This is a genomic window from uncultured Amnibacterium sp., assembly GCF_964250715.1.
Taxonomy (GTDB): Bacteria; Actinomycetota; Actinomycetes; order Actinomycetales; family Microbacteriaceae; genus Amnibacterium.
On record NZ_CAXUGX010000001.1, the window covers coordinates 22,622 to 39,482 of the forward strand.

Genomic DNA, 16,861 nt, shown 5'->3' on the forward strand with positions numbered 1-16,861 from the left:
GTCGTGACGCATTCGTCGTGTCGTCGTGTTGCCGGGCCAGCGTGGCAGGGAGAGATGCCCGCTGGGAAGTCGCGCGTCGGGCTCGGTTGATGGCGCAGCAGCGTTGTGCCGCGCCATCCGCCTCGGTTGACTCGTCGCATGACCGAGGACGACTCCTTCACCGTCGACGTGTCCGCGGCGCGGCTGGCCGATCTGCGGCACCGCCTGCGAGCAACCCGTCGCGTCCCGCGAGTGCTGCCCGGATGGAGCGGAGGGACCGACCCAGACTGGCTGCACGGCTTCGTCGCCTACTGGGCCGACGCGTTCGACTGGCCGGCGGTGCAGGGCCGGATCGACGCACTGCCGCAGCGGATCCTGGCGGTCGCGGGCACCGCCGTGCATGTGATCGAGGTCCCCGGCGTCGCCTCCGCCGGTCGGTCGCCCCTGCCGCTCGTGCTGACCCACGGCTGGCCGAGTACGTTCCTGGAGTTCGAGCGGGTGATCGGTCCCCTCACGGACCCCACGGCGTTCGGCGGCGACGCCGAGGACGCCTTCACGGTCGTGATCCCGAGCCTGCCCGGGTTCGGCTGGTCCGGACTGCCGCCGGACGGCGCGGTGCAGCCCGCCCGGATCGCGGCGATCTGGGACGAGCTGCTCGTGCGGCACCTCGGCCATCCGCGGTTCGGGGCAGCCGGCGGTGACATCGGTGCACACGTCACGAACTTCCTGGGGGCGATGCATGCGGATCATGTCGTCGGCGTGGCCACCCACCACCCGCCGCTGCACCCGCCGATCGATCCCGCCCTGCCGCTCACCGACGAGGAGCGGGCGTACCTCGCCGACCGGGCGGCCGAGCCGGGCTACGACGCCGCCTACGCGGCGGTGCAGGAGTCGCGGCCCGACACCCTCGCCGCGGCCCTGGCCGACTCGCCGGCCGGGCTGGCCGCCTGGATCGCGGAGAAGTACCACGACTGGACCGACGGCGACGTCGACGAGGTCATCGGGCCGGAGACGCTCGCCGCGATCGTGTCGGTCTACTGGTTCAGCGGCTGCATCGGCAGCTCGTTCCGCCCGTACTCGGACGATGCCGCGACGCCGGACCTGCCGCCGATCGAGGTACCCGCCGCGGTGTCGCTGACGCCCGAGGACGCCGGCTACCCCCGGTCGTTCGCCGAGCGCAGCTACCGCGACCTGCGGCAGTGGCGCGGGCCGGATCGCGGCGGTCACTTTCTGGCGCTGGAAAACCCGGCGCGGTACGTCACCGACCTGCGGGACTTCTTCCGCCCCCTCCGCGCCTCCGCAGACCTGCTCTGACGCGGGCGATCGCCCTGCCCGGCGACCGTCCTGCTCGAGTCGGGGGCCCGCTCGATACTGCCGGCACTGCTCGAGGCTGTGGGCCGGCCGAGTTATGGCACTGATTGCCGAATATGTCCTGGCGGGTCTCGCGCGACAGGCCTACAGTCCGATTCAGGCGGTCCGTCCGAGATCGCCACGGCTCGACGCGGTGCCGGCGCTTCACATCAGACGCTTCCACGTCGAGTCATTGACGACGACGTCTGGAGGACGCCACATGAAGACACGTGCTGCATTGGTCTGGGAACAGCCCGGCAACTGGCAGGTGCAAGAGGTCGACCTGGACGACCCGGGTCCCACTGAAGTGCTCGTCGAGATGGTCGCGACCGGGCTCTGTCACTCCGACGACCACTTCGTCACCGGCGACATCCACGTCGGCGGACTGCCGCTGGTCGGCGGTCACGAGGGCTCGGGAATCGTCCGCAAGGTCGGCTCCGAGGTCCACGACATCGCTGAGGGCGACCACATCATCACCTCGTTCATCCCCGCCTGCGGCAAGTGCCGCTGGTGCGCCTCCGGCAAGCAGAACCTGTGCGACGCGGGAGCGATCATCCTGCAGGGCGACCAGCCGGCGGGCGGTTTCCGCATGCACGCGGACGGCAGGGACGTGGGCACCGCGAGCGCGCTCGGCACCTTCGCCGAGTGGCAGGTCTACGACCAGACCTCCGTGGTGAAGATCGATCCGACCATCCCGCTCGACGTCGCCTGCCTGGTCGCCTGCGGCGTGCAGACCGGCTTCGGCTCGGCGACCAACGCGGCCGAGGTGCGCTCCGGCGACGTCGTGCTCGTCATCGGAATCGGCGGCGTCGGCATCAACGCGGTGCAGGGCGCGGCACTCTCCGGCGCGGCGCACGTGATCGCGGTCGACCTGATCGAGCAGAAGCTGGACTGGGCGCGGCAGTTCGGCGCGACGGAGGGCTTCACCGACATCGACGAGGCCGTCGAGTTCGCCAAGTCCGTCACGAACGGGCAGGGCGCCGACTCCGCGATCCTGACCGCCGGGCTGGTGCACAACGACCTGATCGGCAAGGCGTACTGGGGCATCCGCAAGGCGGGCACCGTGGTGATCACCGGGGTCAGCCCGGACGCCGAGGACGCCCCGATCCCGGGCTTCAACGCCTTCAACATGGCGATGTTCCAGAAGCGCATCCAGGGTGCCCTCTACGGGATGGCGTCGCCGCGCGAGGCGATGCCGATGCTGCTGCGCGAATACCAGGCCGGCCGGCTGAAGCTGGACGAGCTGATCACGCACCGCTACTCGCTGGACGAGATCAACCAGGCCTACGCCGACATGAAGGCGGGCAAGAACATCCGCGGCGTGGTCGAGTTCCAGAAGGTGGCGCCCGTGGAGCAGGCCGCCGAGCGCGAGCTGGCCTCGGTCGGCTGAGCGCCCCACCCCGACTACGGAGCCCCGGCCCAACTACGGAGCCCCGGCCCAACTACGGAGAATGAATCCGACACGCCGTGTTCGGGTCTGGATCCTCCGTCGTTGTGCATGTCGCTCCGTAGTTGAGGTGGTGGGCTGGGTCCGAGGGTCCGAGGGTCCTCGACCGAGTCGACCAGACTGTTCCGGTGACGACGACCTCCGCCCCGAACGTCGTCCGGTGGCGGAACGGCGTCGGCGTCGCGTTCGGGCTGGGCGGGCTGAACCTGGCCACCTGGGGGCCGCGGCTTCCCACGATCAAGCACGACCTGCGGCTGGACGACGGCGCGCTCGGGCTGCTGGTCGCGGGGATGACCGTGGCGTCGATCGTCGGCCTGCTCAGCTCCTCCGCCATGCTGTCGCGGCTGGGCGCCCGGCGGGCGATCGCGCTGATGATGTCGCTGGTCGCCGTCGGGGTCGCGATCATCGGACTCGGCAGCGGGATCGGACACTCGCCCGCGGTGGTCGAGGTCGGGTTCCTGTGCGTCGGCTTCGGGCTCGGCACCTCCGACGTGATGATCAACGTCGAGGCGTCGGCGCTCGAGCGGGCCAGCGGCCGGGTGCTGATGCCGCTGCTGCACGCCTGCTGGTCGGCCGGCGCCGTGGTCGGCTCCGGGATCGGCGCCGCCGCAGCCGCGCTCGCCATTGCTCCGGCGTGGCAGTTCCTGGTCGAGTCCGTGCTGACGATCGTCGCGATCCTGATCGCCGTGCGGGGCCTGCCGGACGCCGAGCCCGCACCTTCCGGCGCGGCGGCGCCGGTCCGCGAACGGATCCGCACCTGGCTGAGCGGTTGGGCCGACCTGCGGCTGCTGATGATCGGCGTCGTGATGCTGGGCGTGGAGCTGGGCGAGGGGTCCGCGAACAACTGGCTGACCCTCGGCGTCGCGCAGGGCCACCGGCAGACGGACGCGATCGCGGCCCTCTTCTTCACCGTGTTCGCCGCCAGTGAGACGACCGCCCGGGTGCTGGGCGGCCCGCTCGTCGCCCGCCTCGGTCGCGTGAACGCCGTCCGCGTCACGACCGTGCTGGGGGCGCTCGGCCTGATCGCGTTCATCCTCGGCGGCCCGCCCTGGCTGGTGCTGCTCGGCACCGTCCTCTGGGCGATCGGGGTGTCGATGGGCTTCCCGCTGGGCATGTCCGCGGCGGCGGAGAGCGGCCCCAATCCTGCGGCCCGGGTCAGCGTCGTCGCCTCCCTCGGTTATCTGGCGAACCTCGGCGGCCCACCGGTCGTCGGGTTCCTGAGCCAGGGAGTCGGCCTGCTGAACGCGTTCTGGCTGCTGGTCGCCTTCATGGTCGTCGCGCTGCTCGCCGCCCCCGCGCTCGCTGGTCGGGTGCGTACGGAGCGGACCGCCGCCCAGGAGGCGCGTCGCTGAGCTGCCCGACATCGCCGTTCACCGCGCTGGTGGGGGCTCCACCACCCCTCGCCGGCTTCACTCGAAGCGCAGGGCGTCCACCGGTTGCAGGCGGGCGGCGCTCCGGGCGGGGACGACTCCGAAGACGACGCCGACGACCAGGCTGAAGCCCAGGGCGACCGCGATCGTCGTTCCCGAGATGGCGAACGCCCAGCCCGCGATCGCGGCGATCGCGGCACTGACGCCGATCCCGATGCCGAGCCCCAGGATCCCGCCGACGACGGAGAGCACGATCGCCTCCACCAGGAACTGGGCCAGGATCTGGCCGCGGCGCGCGCCGATGGCCCGCCGCACGCCGATCTCCCGGGTCCGCTCCCGCACCGACACCAGCATGATGTTCATGATCCCGATGCCGCCGACGACGAGGCTGATCGAGGCGATGCCGCCGAGCAGCAGGGACAGCAGGCTGCGCACCGTGTTGATCGAGCTGAGCAGCGACGACAGGTTGGTGGTGGAGAAGCGGGCCGTGTCGTCCGCGGTCAGCCCGTATCGGGAGCGCAGCAGCGAGTCGACGGAGGCCTGCACGCCGCTGACGTTCGCCGAGTCGTCCGCGTTCACGGTGATGCTGCGCACGTAGGGGGCCTGCGCGAACAGCTCGCGGGCCGCCGCCATGGAGATGCTCGCCGACCCGGTCGCGCCGAAGCCGTTCGCGTCGTCGAGCACGCCGACCACGGTGAAGGGCAGCCCGTCCAGGGTGACGGTGCCGCCGATGCCGTTCGCGGTGATGCCCAGCGAGTTCGCCGCGGTCGCGCTCAGCACGGTCGTGCGCGTGGGCCCGCTGCCGGGGAACGTCGTCAGGTAGCTGCCGACCGCGACCGTCGGCCCGGCCGCCGCGGCGTACCCGGGGGAGACGCCGGTCAGCGAGACGGCGGTCGACTTGGTGCCGGCCACCGCGGTGCCGCTGCCCGAGACGGTGGTCGCGACCGTCGACACGTGCGGCAGCGTGCCGATCGCCGCCGCATCCGCCTCGGTCAGGGCCGTCGCGGCGGTGCCGTTCACCGTGATCGTCGTCGCTCCGAGGCTTCCGAGCGAGCTCGTGATCGAGCCGGTGGCGCCGTTGGCGATGCCCGTCAGGGCGACCAGCGAGGCGACGCCGATGATGACGCCGAGCATCGTCAGGAACGACCGGGTCTTCGTCGCCCAGATGCGGGCGAAGGCGAGCGTGGTGATGGTCCAGGCGGTCATGCGGCCACCTCACGGTTTTTCGAGGTGGAGGCCGAGCCGGAGTCGGAGTTGGAGTCGGAGTTGCCCTCGGCGTCGGATGCTGCGTCGTCCTCGGTGAGCCTGCCGTCCAGGATGCGGACGCGGCGGTGGGCGACCGCGGCGACCTTCGCGTCGTGCGTGATCAGCACGACGGTGCGGCCCTCGGCGTTCAGCTCGGCGAGCACCGCCATCACCTGTGCGCCGGAGGCGGAGTCGAGGGCGCCGGTCGGCTCGTCGGCCAGGATCAGGGCGGGCCGCGTCACGATCGCGCGGGCGATCGCCACGCGCTGCTGCTGGCCGCCGGAGAGCATGGTGCGGTCGTGATGCAGTCGATCGCCGAGCCCGAGGTCCGTCAGCACCGCACGGGCGCGGGCGCGGGCCTCGCGCGGCCGCACGCCCTGGTAGAGCAGCGGCGCCGCGACGTTGTCGAGGGCGCTCGTCTGGGGCAGCAGCTGGAACTGCTGGAAGACGAAGCCGATCGCCTCGCTGCGGAGCGCGGTCAGGTCGTCGTCGTCCAGCTCGTCGACCCGGTTGCCGGCGACCGTCACGGTCCCCGCATCCGGCCGGTCCAGGCAGCCGATCAGGTTCATCAGGGTGGACTTGCCCGATCCCGACGGCCCGACGATGGCCAGGAACTCGCCGGCCGCGACGGTCAACGTGACCCCGTCGAGGGCGACGGCCACGGTGTCGCCCGTCGGATACTCGCGGCGCACATTCTCCAGAACCAGCACCGGCTCCTGCTGCGGTTGCTGCCCATCCGAATTCGCGTTCATGTCCGTCTCCATCGCCTTCATGTCCTGCTCGTTCGCCCTGTGCCTGCGCATCAGCCGGCCGGGGGTCGTTGGACGGTGGAGGCGGCCGGCACGGTGCCGGTGCCGCCGGTGACGACGCGCTGGCCGACCGTCAGGCCGTCGACGATCTCGACGGCGGAGTCGCCCACCAGTCCGGTCTCGACGCGGACCGTGTGGAGTGCTCCCTTGGCGTCGAGCACGCGGACGGCCGGCCGACCCTGCGAGGTGGTGACCGCCCCGGCCGGTACCGTCAGCACGTCCTGCCGCGAGTCGATCTCGATCGACGCGGTGACCGTCATACCGATGCGGGAGCCGGTGGGGATCGAGTCCGGAGTGACGAGCACCTGGTACTGCTGCACCCCGGAGGAGCCGTCGGGCAGCTGGGCGATCTGGCGCACCGTGCCCGTGAAGGTCGCTCCACCCGAGCCGAGCGTCAGCGCGACCGTCTGATCGGCGCGGACGGCGCCGATGCGGTTCTCGTCGACGTCGATCGAGACGAGCGCGCTGCCCGCACCGATCGTGGCGACGCTGGACGCCGAGGCGCCGACCGCGGTCGTCAGCGAGCGCACGTGCCCGGCGACGGGCGCCTTCACCGTGTGGTCGGTGCCGTCGCTGTCGCGGGCGACGGCGATCTTCGCGTCCTTGGCCACCTTCTCGCCGAGCGTGACCGCGATGCTGCGGGTGGTGTACCCGCCGCTGCCGCCTGACGAACTCGACGAGCCCGACGCGGCACCGGAGGCGGCGGTGCCGGATGCGGAGGCGCCCGAGGTGGAGGCGCCCGACCCGCCGGAGCCGGAGGTGGACGATGTCGATGTGGTCGAGGACCCGGAGGCCCCCGTCGCGATGCCGGCCAGCTCGGTGAGCACCGGCGTCTCACCGGCGGCGACGGAGTAGGTGTACTGGTCCACGAGCGAACCGCTCGCGGCGACCGTCGATGCCACGTCTGCCCGCTGCACGGTCGAGGTCAGGTAGCTGCTCGCGCTGCTCCTCGTGGGCCGCAGCAGCACGCCGGCACCCACCAGCGCCACGACCACAACGGCGATCACGACGCCGACGATGATCCGCCTGCGACGTCGTCTCGCCTGAGATGCGCCTGCCATCCGAATGCCTTTCGTTCGCGGGGACCGAAAGCGGTCCGCCGCGGTCCAGTCTCGGAACGGCGGCGCCCACTGTCGTCCGCCGGGTGGGGCATCTCCCATACCGTGATCGCGGTACTCCCACGTACCACTCCGGCTCGATGACAGCGCGACGGTCGGGGAGGATGCTTGCCCAGGACATGGAACCGCGAGAGATGCAACCGACCTTCGGTGACCGACGGCGGAAAGGACGGTTCGCGATGACGGCGAAGTCGAGCCTCGGTACCGCAGTCGACCCGTCCGAGCCGGAGTCACGGCCCGACTCGTCAGCGTCGGAGTCGTCGTCGGAGTCGTCGTCGGAGCCGTGGGCGGAGTCGCTGCCGGGATTCCGCCGCCGACGCACGCCGGCGTGGGCGATCGATCTGCTGATCGCGGTCGTCGTGGTGGGAAGCGGCTTCGCGCCGATCGGCGGGCCCGGGGTGGTCGAGCTGCAGCCGCCCGATCTGCGGGCCATTCCGGTGCTGCTGCTCGGCGCGCTCGTGCTGCCGGCGCGGCGCCGCTGGCCGGTGTGTGCGCTGATCGCCACCGTCGTGATCGCCTGCGCAGCGGCGCTGGCCGGGCTGTCGACACCCGCCTTCGTCATCCCCGTCGCTGTCTCGGTGTACGCCGTCACGCTGAGCCGACCCCGACGCGTCGCGCTCCCACTCCTGATCGGCTCCGCCGTGCTGCTGCCGCTCGCAAACCTGGCCACGGCCGTGCCGTCCGCCTTCTCCCCGTCCGCCTTCGCTCCGGCCGCGTTCCTCAGCGCGCGGGCGGTGCAGCTCATCGCGATCGTCGCCGCGGCCGCCGGCATCGGCGCCGCCGCCCGCGCCCGGCGCGCGACCATCGCCGCCATCACGGGACGCGCCCAGCGGGCCGAGCAGACGCGGGAGTCGGAGGCGCGCCGCCGTGTCGCGGAGGACCGGCTGGCCATCGCGCGCGACCTGCACGACCTGGTCGCGCACCAGATCGCGGTCATCAACCTGCAGGCCGGCGTCGCCTCGCGAGGGCTGCGGGATCGGCCGGACGAGGCGGAACAGGCGCTCGCCGCCATCCGCGAGGCCGCCCGCAGCGTGATCACCGAGATCGGCGACCTGCTCGCGCTGCTGCGCGCGACCGGTGGCGCGGCGACGTCCCTCGCTCCCCAGGTGGGCCTCGGCCGCCTCGACGCGCTGGTGGCCCTGTTCGAGCAGAGCGGCCTGCGGGTGCAGCTCGCGGTGGACCCGGCCGCCACTCGGGTAACCGACGCGGTCGGCGTGGTCGCCTACCAGGTGATCCAGGAGGGACTGACGAACGCGCACAAGCACGGCGCCGACCACGCCATCCGGCTCACGGTCACCCTGTCCGCCGACGCCCTGTCTGCAAGGAGCGCCCATGAACAGACCCTCGTCATCACGATGGAGAACGACGCCGCCGAGCGAGCCCGCCGGGTGCGGCCGGGCAACGGGCTGACCGGCATGCGCGAGCGCGTCGTCGCAGCCGGGGGCGAGATGCGGGCTGAGCAGGACGCCCGCGGCCGCTTCCGGCTGACCGTGACCCTGCCGCTCGCCCCGGCCGACAGCGCCCCCGACGACAGCGCCCCAGTCGACAGCGCCCCGCCGCAGGGCGTGCCCGTCGGCGGCCGGCCGGCTGCCTGCATGCCGACCGACGCCACACCCGTCGAGGCTGCACCTGTCCACGCCGCGCTCACCAGCCCCGCGCCCACCAACCCCGTGCCCGCGAACCCCGTGCGCACGCAGTGACCAGCGTCCTCATCGTCGACGACCAGGCGCTCATCCGCACCGCGGTCCGGGACCTGATCCAGCACGAGCCGGGGCTCACCGTGGCCGGCGAAGCCTCGGACGGCTCCGTCGCCGTCGCCGAGGCCCGCCGGCTGCAGCCGGACGTCGTACTCATGGACATCCGCATGCCGGTGCTCGACGGCATCGGAGCGACGCGGGCGATCTGCGCGGACGACGACCTGGCGGCGACGAAGGTGCTGATCCTCACGACCTTCGAGGAGGACGACTACATCGTCGAGGCCCTGCGCGCGGGCGCCAGCGGCTTCGTCGGCAAGGGTACCGAGCCGGCCGACCTGATGCGGGCGATCCACCTGGTCGACCGCGGGGAGGCGCTGCTGTCGGCGACCGCGACGCGCAGCCTGATCCGCCGGTCCCTGACCGGTGCGCGCCCGCCCACCTCCGGTTCCGCGCAGGCGCAGCTCGCACAGCTCACGGAGCGGGAGACGGAGATCCTCGAACTGGTCGGCCGCGGGCTGTCCAACCAGCAGATAGCGGAGCGGCTCGTCATCTCCCCGGCCACCGCGAAGACCCACGTGAACCGCACGATGACCAAGCTCTTCGCCCACGACCGTGCGCAACTGGTGATCATCGCCTACGAGTCGGGCCTGCTGACCCCGGGCGCCGACCAGTCCTGACCCGCCACCCCTGCCCGCCCCTCCGGCAGCACAGGCACTCGGAACTGGCACTCGGCGGCGCCGCGAAGTGTCAGTCCCGATCACGTGCGCGACGTCCGCGCCGGGCGGATGAGCGGCTCCTTCGCAGGGGACGCGGACACTCCGCTGTTAGCGTCGCGCGCCGGTCGACCCGGTCGGCCGGTGGCAGCACGAGCCGTGAGCAGTACGAGCCCTGGCAGCACGAGCCATGAGCAGCACGAGCCATGAGCAGCACAAGCCATGAGCAGCACAAGCACCGAGGAGACCGATCGATGGATCTGAACAGGCGCCGCTTCCTCACCACGGCGGGAGTGCTCTCGGCACCGCTCGCGCTCGCCGGCTGCGGCTTCGCTCCGGCGGCGTCGAAGCCCTCCACCGGCAGCAAGACCATCACGTTCACCACGTGGGGGACCGACAGTGAGCTCGCCGGGTTCAAGACGCTGATCGCCGGCTTCGAGAAGGCGCACGCGGGCACCAAGGTCGCATTGAACGCGGTGCCGTACGAGCAGATCTTCACGAACATCGACGCCCAGTTGCAGGCGGGCAACCCGCCGGACATCTTCCGCGTCCCCTACTACACCTTCGGCAGCTACGCCGGTGCCGGGCAGTTGCTCGACCTCTCAGGTCACGTGCCGTCGGGCTTCCAGGACCGCTTCACGCCCCAGGCGTGGGCCGCGGTGCAGAACGGCGGCAAGCAGTTCGGCATCCCGCACCACACCGACACCAACGTGATCTTCTACAACAAGACCGCACTCGACACCGCCGGAGTCACCAGTGTGCCCACGACCCTCGACGACGCCTGGACGTGGGACGAGTTCACGGCCGTCGCCGCGAAGCTGAAGGCGAAGCAGCCGAAGAACCGCTACCCCTTCGCCTACAACTGGCAGGGCAACGGAGTGACCCGGTGGCTGAACTGGCTGTTCGAGAACAACGGCCGGTTCCTCAGTGCGGATCTGAAGACGGCCGCGATCGACTCCGCGGCCGGTCGGGCGGCGATCGACTTCACGAAGTCCTTCTTCACGAAGCAGTTCGTCCCACGCAACGACTCCATCGGCTCCACCACCTACGCCGCCGACGACTTCGCCAACCAGACCGTCGCGATGGTGTTCTCCGGTGCGTTCGCGATCCCCGACACGAGCAAGCTGAAGTTCGAGTGGGCATCCACGTTCGCGCCCCAGAAGGTGCGGCACGGCGGCGACTTCGGCGGCAACGCCCTGGTCGCCACCAAGCAGGCCGCGGCCAAGGCCGACGTGATCGGCTCGTTCTTCGACTACGTGACGCAGGAGGCGCAGATGCGTGCGTTCTGCGCGGGCGCCTCGCTGCTGCCCACCCGGCGCGACCTGGTCTCCGGCGGCATCGACTTCACTGTGCGGCCCGAGCTCTCCAAGGTCTCGGTCGGGCAGGCGAGCACGGTGCAGGCGAGCGACTCCGGCCAGGTGGCGTCGCCGAACATGTCGAAGATCATCACGGTGCTGAAGAAGGAACTGGACACCGCCTTCGTCGGCGGTCGTGGCGCTGCAGCCACCGCGTCGGCAGCAGCGGCGGGCATCACGACAGCCGTCGGATCGTGAGGGCCGCAGCATGAGGGCCGCGTCGTGAGGGCCGCAACATGGTGGGCCGGGTATGAGGGCCGGGTCGTGAGGGCCGGAGCATGAGGGCCGGAGCATGAGGGCCGGAGCATGAGGGCCGGGGTATGAGGACCGGGATATGACGGCCGCGGGGGTCGCCCTCGGCAGGTCTGCACCGCCCCGCCGTCGCCGGCGCGGACCCCGGAGCGACCGGGCGGCGTACGGGTTCGTGGCACCGAACCTGCTGCTGCTCGCCCTGTTCGTGCTCGTACCGCTGGTCGGCACGTTCGTGCTCTCGGCGCAGCGGACCAACGGGTTCGGGTCGGGCGCCTTCATCGGTCTCGGCAACTACGTGCGGCTCTTCGGTGATCCGCTGTTCTGGCGCTCCAGCCTCAACACCGCGATCTACACAGTGCTCGTGACGCCCCTGTCGATGGGTCTCGGCCTGCTCGCGGCGCTCCTGTTGAACACGGTGCTGCCGGCGCGCGCCGTGTTCCGCTCCATCCTGATCCTGCCGATGGCCGTCTCCGGCGTCGCCTCCGCGCTGATCGGCAAGCTGGTCTTCGATGAGAACGCCGGTGTGCTGAACGGGCTGCTGCAGGCGATTGGCCTGCCGGCGGTGCGCTGGGAGTCGGGCTCCGTGCCCGCCTTCGCGGCCGTCGTGCTCGTGACGCTGTGGCTGCGCGTGGGCTTCAACATGCTCATCTACCTGGCCGGGCTGCAGGGCATCGGCCAGGAGTTGCAGGAGGCGGCCACCCTCGACGGCGCTCGCGGCTGGCAGCGGCTGCTCTACGTGACCATTCCGCTGCTCGGTCCGTCGACGTTCTTCCTGGTCGTCATCGACGTGATCTGGTCGTTCCAGGTGTTCGACATCGTCTTTGTCCTGACTGGCGGCGGACCGCAGGACGCCACGAGCGTGCTGGTCACCTACGCCTACGACAACGGATTCGTCACCCGCGATCAGGGCTACGCCGCAGCGATCGGGATCGTGCTGCTGGTCGTCGCGGTCGCCTTCACGGTGATCCGCTGGCGCACCAGCCGAACTCGGGACCTGACCGAATGACCGGCACCGAGATGACGGGCACCGAATGACGGGCGCAGAGATCGCCGTCGCGCGCCCGCGCACGGCCCGCGGGCCGAGGACGGCCCGCCGGGGACGGCTCGGCATGGTCGTGCGCACGCTCGTCGCCATCGTCATCGCGGTCGTGATCATCTTCCCGCTGTACTGGATGCTCGTCGTCGCGCTGTCCACCCGAGCCGACCTGCTGGGCGGCACCCTGCGCCTGATCCCCACCTCGCTGACGACGGCGAACTTCGCCCGAGTGCTCAGCGAGTTCCCCGTCGCCACCTGGTTCAGCAACTCGATCGCGATCTCGCTCAGCGTCTCGATCCTCACTGTCGTGCTGAACACGCTCGCCGGCTACGCGTTCGCCCACCTGCGCTTCCGCGGCTCCAACCTGCTGTTCCTCGCCGCTGTCGCGACGCTGACCCTGCCCGTGCAGGTGATCATGGTGTCGCTGTTCCAGCTGGTGACCGCGCTCGGCATCTACGGCAGCTACTGGGGCGTGATCCTGCCGACCGCGGCAAGCGCGTTCGGGGTGTTCCTGTCCCGCCAGTTCATGCTCTCGATCCCGCGCGACCTGATCGAGGCGGCGCGCCTGGATGGGGCCAGCCACCTGCGCGTGTTCCGCTCGGTGGTGCTGCCGCTGTCGAAGCCCCTGTTGGCGGTGCTGTTCTTCATGACGCTGCTCACGTCGTGGAACGACTTCGCCTGGCCGCTGATCGCGCTCAAGCAGAACCAGCTGTTCACGTTGCCGATCGGGCTGCTGTACCTGCAGAGCGAGAACGGGCCGGACTACAACAGCACCATGGCGTTCGCCCTCATCGACGTGGTGCCGATGGTCGTGCTGTTCCTCGTCTTCCAGCGCTACTTCGTGCAGGGCTTCGCGCGGAGCGGCATCCGCTGATCCGGAAGTCGTCGTCTCTGAACCGACGGAGGCGGCGCCCGGACTCAGTACCCGGACTCAGTACCCGGGGTTCAGTGCCCGGGGTTCAGTGAGGGAGCAGCAGCGGGTGGTCGACCGAGGCGGCCAGGCGCTCCAGTTCGGCCAGCGTGTCGGCGGGGACGACGACCAGCGCCCGCGCGTTCGCATCCGACTCCTCCAGCTCCACGAGCCGCAGCTGCGCCGACGCGAGCACGGAGTCGGCGGCCCGGATCGCGGCGCCCAGGTCGTCGGTGTCGGTCACCTCGTCCAGGTCGGGTTGCAGGGCGAACACCCGCGGCAGCTGCGCCAGGGCGTCGGTGAGCTCCATCCCGGTGTCGGCGGTGTCCAGGTACGCGAGCGCGCCGGCGTCGTCGAGCCCGCCGATCAGCGCCTCCCACGGGTCGTCGGAGGTCCGCAGCGCGGCCTCGACGCCGGGCCACAGGTGCTCGTCGTCGTCGATCAGGTCGCAGAGGCGGTGCCACGCGGTCGGTGCATCCATCGCCCCCATTGTCGGCCCCCGTCGTGAACCATCCCCGCCGCCAGCCGCCGACCGTCCCCGCGCGTCGTCCCCGCGCGTCGTCCCCTCCTCCGGCCCCCGGCCTGCCCCTCCGCCGCGAAGAATTCAGGCGATGTCGAGAACCGCAGCCCGGATCGGCCCGATTTCTCCTTCATTCCTCGCGATCGCCTGAATTGTTCGCGGGTCCAGGCCGGAGTGACGCCGCTCGGCCGCTGCTACAGCGCCCGCCAGCCGCCGGCGGCCTGCCAGGAGTCGGGGTCGAAGACGTAGAAGCTGCCCTCGCGGGATTGATCCAGCCTGCGACTGATGGGCCTGCCGAGCAGATCGGCGAGCAGCAGGCTGCCGACGGCGCCGTGCGAGACGTACGCCGTCGTGACAGATGAGAGGGCCGCGAGCCGGCGGATCGCCGCGATGATGCGCCGCTGGGCGTCGATCGCGCGTTCCCATCCGAGTACCGACTGCTCGGGTCGGGAGAAGAACTTGTCCGAGGTGATCTCGAACTCCGTCTTCGGCAGGTAGCCCGTGGACGCCCTGTCGTTCTCACCGAGCATGGGGTCGGTCTGGAGTTGCAGATCGCGTGCGCCGATGAGGATGCGGGCGGTCTCGATCGCCTTCGGCTCGGTGCTGCTGATGAAGCGTTGCACGTCTGCGATCCACGGCAGCGTCGCCGCTTCGGCGGCCTGCTGCTGCCCGAGTTCGCTGAGGTGCCACTGATCGACCGGGAGGTTCGGCGTGATCGCTGCCGGGGTATGCGAGATGAAGTACGACGTGCTCACGCGGGGGACGACCCGCTGCCCCGCTCGGCGAGGTGGACCGTCGCTCGGATGATCTGTCGCATGTAGTGACGATAGAGCGGCACGATGACACCCGCCACGATCGGCCGACGTCCGAATCGGGGCTTGAACTCCCAGGTCCAGCGGACCATCGAGCCGTCGCCGTCTGGCGTGAACGTCCACTCGCCGCGCACGCCGACGACGATGCGGTCGAACACGTCGGTGAAGCCGGTCAGCTCGTAGGCGAAGCCGACGCCCGCGGTGTACTCGATGATCGTCTCGGTCACCTCGCCGTCGTCGGCCAGTTGTGGGCGCCGCGTCTGCCCGACCGCATCCCAGCCGCCGGTCTGCGCCTCCACGCTGAGCACGGCCGGGAACGGCCCCCACCCGGTCCAGGTGGCGGGCAGGCTGATGGGCGCGATGACTTCGAGCGCCCGCGCGGGCGGCAGCGCGCTGCGCGCCGACACGGTGGAGGAGGGCCCGACGGCGGGCCGCACGAAGAGGGGCATGGGTGGATGTTCGGCGCGGATTCCCTAGTCGAAGGGGTGCCGCGCCGCGGGGAGCACGCAGCAGCCGGGAACGACTGCCGCCGGGCTGGTCACAGGCGCACTCATCGAACTGCGCTCGTTCAAGCCGAGTTCGTCACAGTGCCCAAGCGCAAGCGCGACCTGATTACCGCTAGCGACGGCGGCCCCCTGGCCACGCAGCCACGCACAGTACGGCCCGGCGTCGATCAGGCCGACGAGCGAAGTGGTGGATCGGTTGAGGGTGCTGTGCGTCGTCGTCCCATCTGTTGTCGTGGTTCGGGTGGTCCGGTCCAGTGGGATGGCACGAGGTGGGGGAAGCCCTGGTGCATCCGGATCTTCCACCGGGTGGTCGTATGGGCGAGGTGGTGGTGGAAGGAGCACAGCAGTACCCCGTTGGTGATGTCGGTCGGTCCGGTATCCCGATGCCACCATTCGACGTGGTGGGCGTCGGTCCACGACACCGGTGCCGTGCACCCCGGCCACGCGCATCCACCGTCGCGTGCGGCGATCGCGCGTTTCTGTGCCGGAGTGAACAGTCGAGTCCGCCGGCCGAGGGTGAGTGCCTCGCCGTGGTCGTCGGTGACCAGCAGTCGTGTGGTGCCGCTGCAGGTGAGCCGTTGGATGGTGGGGATGGAGAACCGGCCGAGGACCTCCTCCGCCCACCCGGACCCGGCGTGCTGGGTCAGGTCGGACACGGTGGCGTGCACGACGACCTCGTGGGGTGTGCTGCCGGAGTCACCCGTGCCGTCCTGTTCGGCGCGGATACCGGCGCGGACGAGGCCGAGCACGATGTCGTGGTCGAACTGGGGCTTCGTGCGCGGCTCCTCGGCGGCCTCATGCCAGCACGGCTCATCCGGGGTCCCGGTCACCCCGTCGTCGCTGGCTTCGGTCGTCCCGTGCTGCCAGGTGGACTTTCGGCGATGCGCGGTCAGCGCGGAGCGGATCAGGGCGGTGTCCTCACCGATGGTGTCCAGCGTCCACCGGGTCGTCCCGTCCTCCCGCAGGCGCCCCTGCCGGAACGCCCGCGCCCGCCGCTGCTCCACCTCGGTGGGCACCGGCCCGTCGGGGTCGATCCACGCCTCCACCCGCTGCAGCGTCTCCCGCAACTCCTCCGGAGGCAGCACCGCCGCCCGCTCGGCGAGGACCCGATCGGCCCGATCGATGTCGGTCGCCTTCGCCCGCCGAGCCGCACGGGTCAGTACCTCGGTCGCCGCACGGGCGGAATCGACGCCGATGTCACCCCGCTGGACGCCCTCGGCGAGTGCCGGGAACCGGGCAGGCAACTCCTCCCCGGTCAGGGTCAGTCCCGGCGCGAGGACCTTCCCGAGCTTCACCCGACGGGTCGCCTCCCGCGGGTCGATCCGCAAGCGACGGGCGAGATGCTCCACCCCGGTCCGATCGCCAGCCCGCTGCGCGAGCCCGTCCAACCCCGTACCGGGCAGGGAGCGCTGGTCGATCTCGGCCGCCACGGCGAGACGCCGGGCATCGGCCACCCGGCCGATCGCCTCCCACGCCTCCGCCTCAGCCAGCAGCTCATCATCGGCGAACGTCCGGCGCACGCGGGGTGCCGCGAGCACGACCGCAAGGGCCTCCCGCGTCGACACCACCACCGCTTCCACACCCCGAACACTGCCACCACCCACCGACAGTGGTTGGGCGCCGATATCCACTCCCTAACAGGGACTTCCCTTCACGACTTCTGGCGATTCTGAGTTCCGCGCACTGGACTGGTAGGGCGCGCTTACCGGGCGGAGGGGCGCATGCATCGAGCGCCATCCGAG

Annotated in this window: 15 protein-coding genes; 8 read left to right on the forward strand and 7 right to left on the reverse strand. The window is 71.1% G+C overall.

Annotation, left to right across the window (positions count from 1 at the left end):
• Positions 1-138 precede the first annotated feature (138 nt).
• The 3 genes from ACFE7H_RS00125 (at position 139) to ACFE7H_RS00135 (ending at position 4,128) form a co-directional block, all read left to right on the forward strand.
• Positions 139-1,293, forward strand: coding sequence for an epoxide hydrolase family protein (locus ACFE7H_RS00125; RefSeq protein WP_375399160.1), 1,155 nt, complete (start codon positions 139-141; stop codon positions 1,291-1,293).
• A gap of 256 nt (positions 1,294-1,549) precedes the next feature.
• The gene (locus ACFE7H_RS00130) at positions 1,550-2,719 is read left to right on the forward strand and encodes an NDMA-dependent alcohol dehydrogenase (protein ID WP_375399161.1); all 1,170 of its coding nucleotides are present in this window, start codon (positions 1,550-1,552) and stop codon (positions 2,717-2,719) included.
• A gap of 185 nt (positions 2,720-2,904) precedes the next feature.
• Complete coding sequence (locus tag ACFE7H_RS00135; protein ID WP_375399162.1) at positions 2,905-4,128, forward strand: MFS transporter; 1,224 nt, start codon at positions 2,905-2,907, stop codon at positions 4,126-4,128.
• A gap of 57 nt (positions 4,129-4,185) precedes the next feature.
• On the opposite strand, the gene ACFE7H_RS00140 is transcribed toward ACFE7H_RS00135, so the two are convergent.
• The 3 genes from ACFE7H_RS00140 to ACFE7H_RS00150 are packed head-to-tail and all read right to left on the reverse strand — an operon-like array spanning position 4,186 to position 7,261.
• Complete coding sequence (locus ACFE7H_RS00140) at positions 4,186-5,352, reverse strand: ABC transporter permease (protein ID WP_375399163.1); 1,167 nt, start codon at positions 5,350-5,352, stop codon at positions 4,186-4,188.
• A complete protein-coding gene (locus ACFE7H_RS00145) occupies positions 5,349-6,164 on the reverse strand; it encodes an ABC transporter ATP-binding protein (protein WP_375399164.1) in 816 nt (271 codons plus the stop codon). The genes ACFE7H_RS00140 and ACFE7H_RS00145 overlap by 4 nt, the downstream gene beginning before the upstream one ends.
• A gap of 29 nt (positions 6,165-6,193) precedes the next feature.
• The gene (locus ACFE7H_RS00150) at positions 6,194-7,261 is read right to left on the reverse strand and encodes an efflux RND transporter periplasmic adaptor subunit (RefSeq protein ID WP_375399165.1); all 1,068 of its coding nucleotides are present in this window, start codon (positions 7,259-7,261) and stop codon (positions 6,194-6,196) included.
• 236 nt (positions 7,262-7,497) lie between these two features.
• Here ACFE7H_RS00150 and ACFE7H_RS00155 point away from each other — a divergent pair, with 236 nt between their 5' ends.
• The 5 genes from ACFE7H_RS00155 to ACFE7H_RS00175 all read left to right on the forward strand — a co-directional run bounded on the left by ACFE7H_RS00155 (position 7,498) and on the right by ACFE7H_RS00175 (position 13,245).
• Positions 7,498-9,018 (forward strand): histidine kinase, encoded by a 1,521-nt coding sequence (locus ACFE7H_RS00155; protein WP_375399166.1) that lies wholly within the window; start codon positions 7,498-7,500, stop codon positions 9,016-9,018.
• Positions 9,015-9,692 carry a response regulator gene (locus ACFE7H_RS00160; RefSeq protein ID WP_375399167.1) on the forward strand — a complete coding sequence of 226 codons (678 nt, stop codon included), beginning with the start codon at positions 9,015-9,017 and terminating at the stop codon, positions 9,690-9,692. The genes ACFE7H_RS00155 and ACFE7H_RS00160 overlap by 4 nt, the downstream gene beginning before the upstream one ends.
• A gap of 290 nt (positions 9,693-9,982) precedes the next feature.
• Positions 9,983-11,281: an ABC transporter substrate-binding protein gene (locus ACFE7H_RS00165; protein WP_375399168.1), complete on the forward strand. Its 1,299-nt coding sequence runs from the start codon at positions 9,983-9,985 to the stop codon at positions 11,279-11,281.
• Positions 11,282-11,417: 136 nt separating this feature from the next.
• Positions 11,418-12,341, forward strand: a complete 924-nt coding sequence (locus ACFE7H_RS00170; protein ID WP_375399169.1) for a carbohydrate ABC transporter permease — start codon at positions 11,418-11,420, stop codon at positions 12,339-12,341.
• A 25-nt stretch (positions 12,342-12,366) separates the two neighbouring features.
• Positions 12,367-13,245, forward strand: coding sequence for a carbohydrate ABC transporter permease (locus tag ACFE7H_RS00175; protein WP_375399170.1), 879 nt, complete (start codon positions 12,367-12,369; stop codon positions 13,243-13,245).
• Between the two features lie 85 nt (positions 13,246-13,330).
• Here the strand turns inward: ACFE7H_RS00175 and ACFE7H_RS00180 are convergent, their stop codons facing one another.
• The 4 genes from ACFE7H_RS00180 to ACFE7H_RS00195 form a co-directional block, all read right to left on the reverse strand.
• The gene (locus tag ACFE7H_RS00180) at positions 13,331-13,762 is read right to left on the reverse strand and encodes a hypothetical protein (protein ID WP_375399171.1); all 432 of its coding nucleotides are present in this window, start codon (positions 13,760-13,762) and stop codon (positions 13,331-13,333) included.
• Between the two features lie 233 nt (positions 13,763-13,995).
• A complete protein-coding gene (locus ACFE7H_RS00185; RefSeq protein ID WP_375399172.1) occupies positions 13,996-14,556 on the reverse strand; it encodes a histidine phosphatase family protein in 561 nt (186 codons plus the stop codon).
• Positions 14,553-15,062, reverse strand: coding sequence for an SRPBCC family protein (locus tag ACFE7H_RS00190; protein ID WP_375399173.1), 510 nt, complete (start codon positions 15,060-15,062; stop codon positions 14,553-14,555). The genes ACFE7H_RS00185 and ACFE7H_RS00190 overlap by 4 nt, the downstream gene beginning before the upstream one ends.
• A 224-nt stretch (positions 15,063-15,286) precedes the next feature.
• The gene (locus ACFE7H_RS00195; RefSeq protein ID WP_375399174.1) at positions 15,287-16,690 is read right to left on the reverse strand and encodes a DUF222 domain-containing protein; all 1,404 of its coding nucleotides are present in this window, start codon (positions 16,688-16,690) and stop codon (positions 15,287-15,289) included.
• Between the last annotated feature and the right edge of the window lie 171 nt (positions 16,691-16,861).

Coding starts and splice junctions, on each gene's coding strand:
- ACFE7H_RS00175 (WP_375399170.1), top strand. CDS start 12,367: ATGACGGGCGCAGAGATCGCCGTCGCGCGCCCGCGCACGGCCCGCGGG.
- ACFE7H_RS00180 (WP_375399171.1), bottom strand. CDS start 13,762: ATGGATGCACCGACCGCGTGGCACCGCCTCTGCGACCTGATCGACGAC.
- ACFE7H_RS00155 (WP_375399166.1), top strand. CDS start 7,498: ATGACGGCGAAGTCGAGCCTCGGTACCGCAGTCGACCCGTCCGAGCCG.
- ACFE7H_RS00190 (WP_375399173.1), bottom strand. CDS start 15,062: ATGCCCCTCTTCGTGCGGCCCGCCGTCGGGCCCTCCTCCACCGTGTCG.
- ACFE7H_RS00165 (WP_375399168.1), top strand. CDS start 9,983: ATGGATCTGAACAGGCGCCGCTTCCTCACCACGGCGGGAGTGCTCTCG.
- ACFE7H_RS00130 (WP_375399161.1), top strand. CDS start 1,550: ATGAAGACACGTGCTGCATTGGTCTGGGAACAGCCCGGCAACTGGCAG.
- ACFE7H_RS00125 (WP_375399160.1), top strand. CDS start 139: ATGACCGAGGACGACTCCTTCACCGTCGACGTGTCCGCGGCGCGGCTG.
- ACFE7H_RS00150 (WP_375399165.1), bottom strand. CDS start 7,261: ATGGCAGGCGCATCTCAGGCGAGACGACGTCGCAGGCGGATCATCGTC.
- ACFE7H_RS00140 (WP_375399163.1), bottom strand. CDS start 5,352: ATGACCGCCTGGACCATCACCACGCTCGCCTTCGCCCGCATCTGGGCG.
- ACFE7H_RS00170 (WP_375399169.1), top strand. CDS start 11,418: ATGACGGCCGCGGGGGTCGCCCTCGGCAGGTCTGCACCGCCCCGCCGT.
- ACFE7H_RS00145 (WP_375399164.1), bottom strand. CDS start 6,164: ATGAAGGCGATGGAGACGGACATGAACGCGAATTCGGATGGGCAGCAA.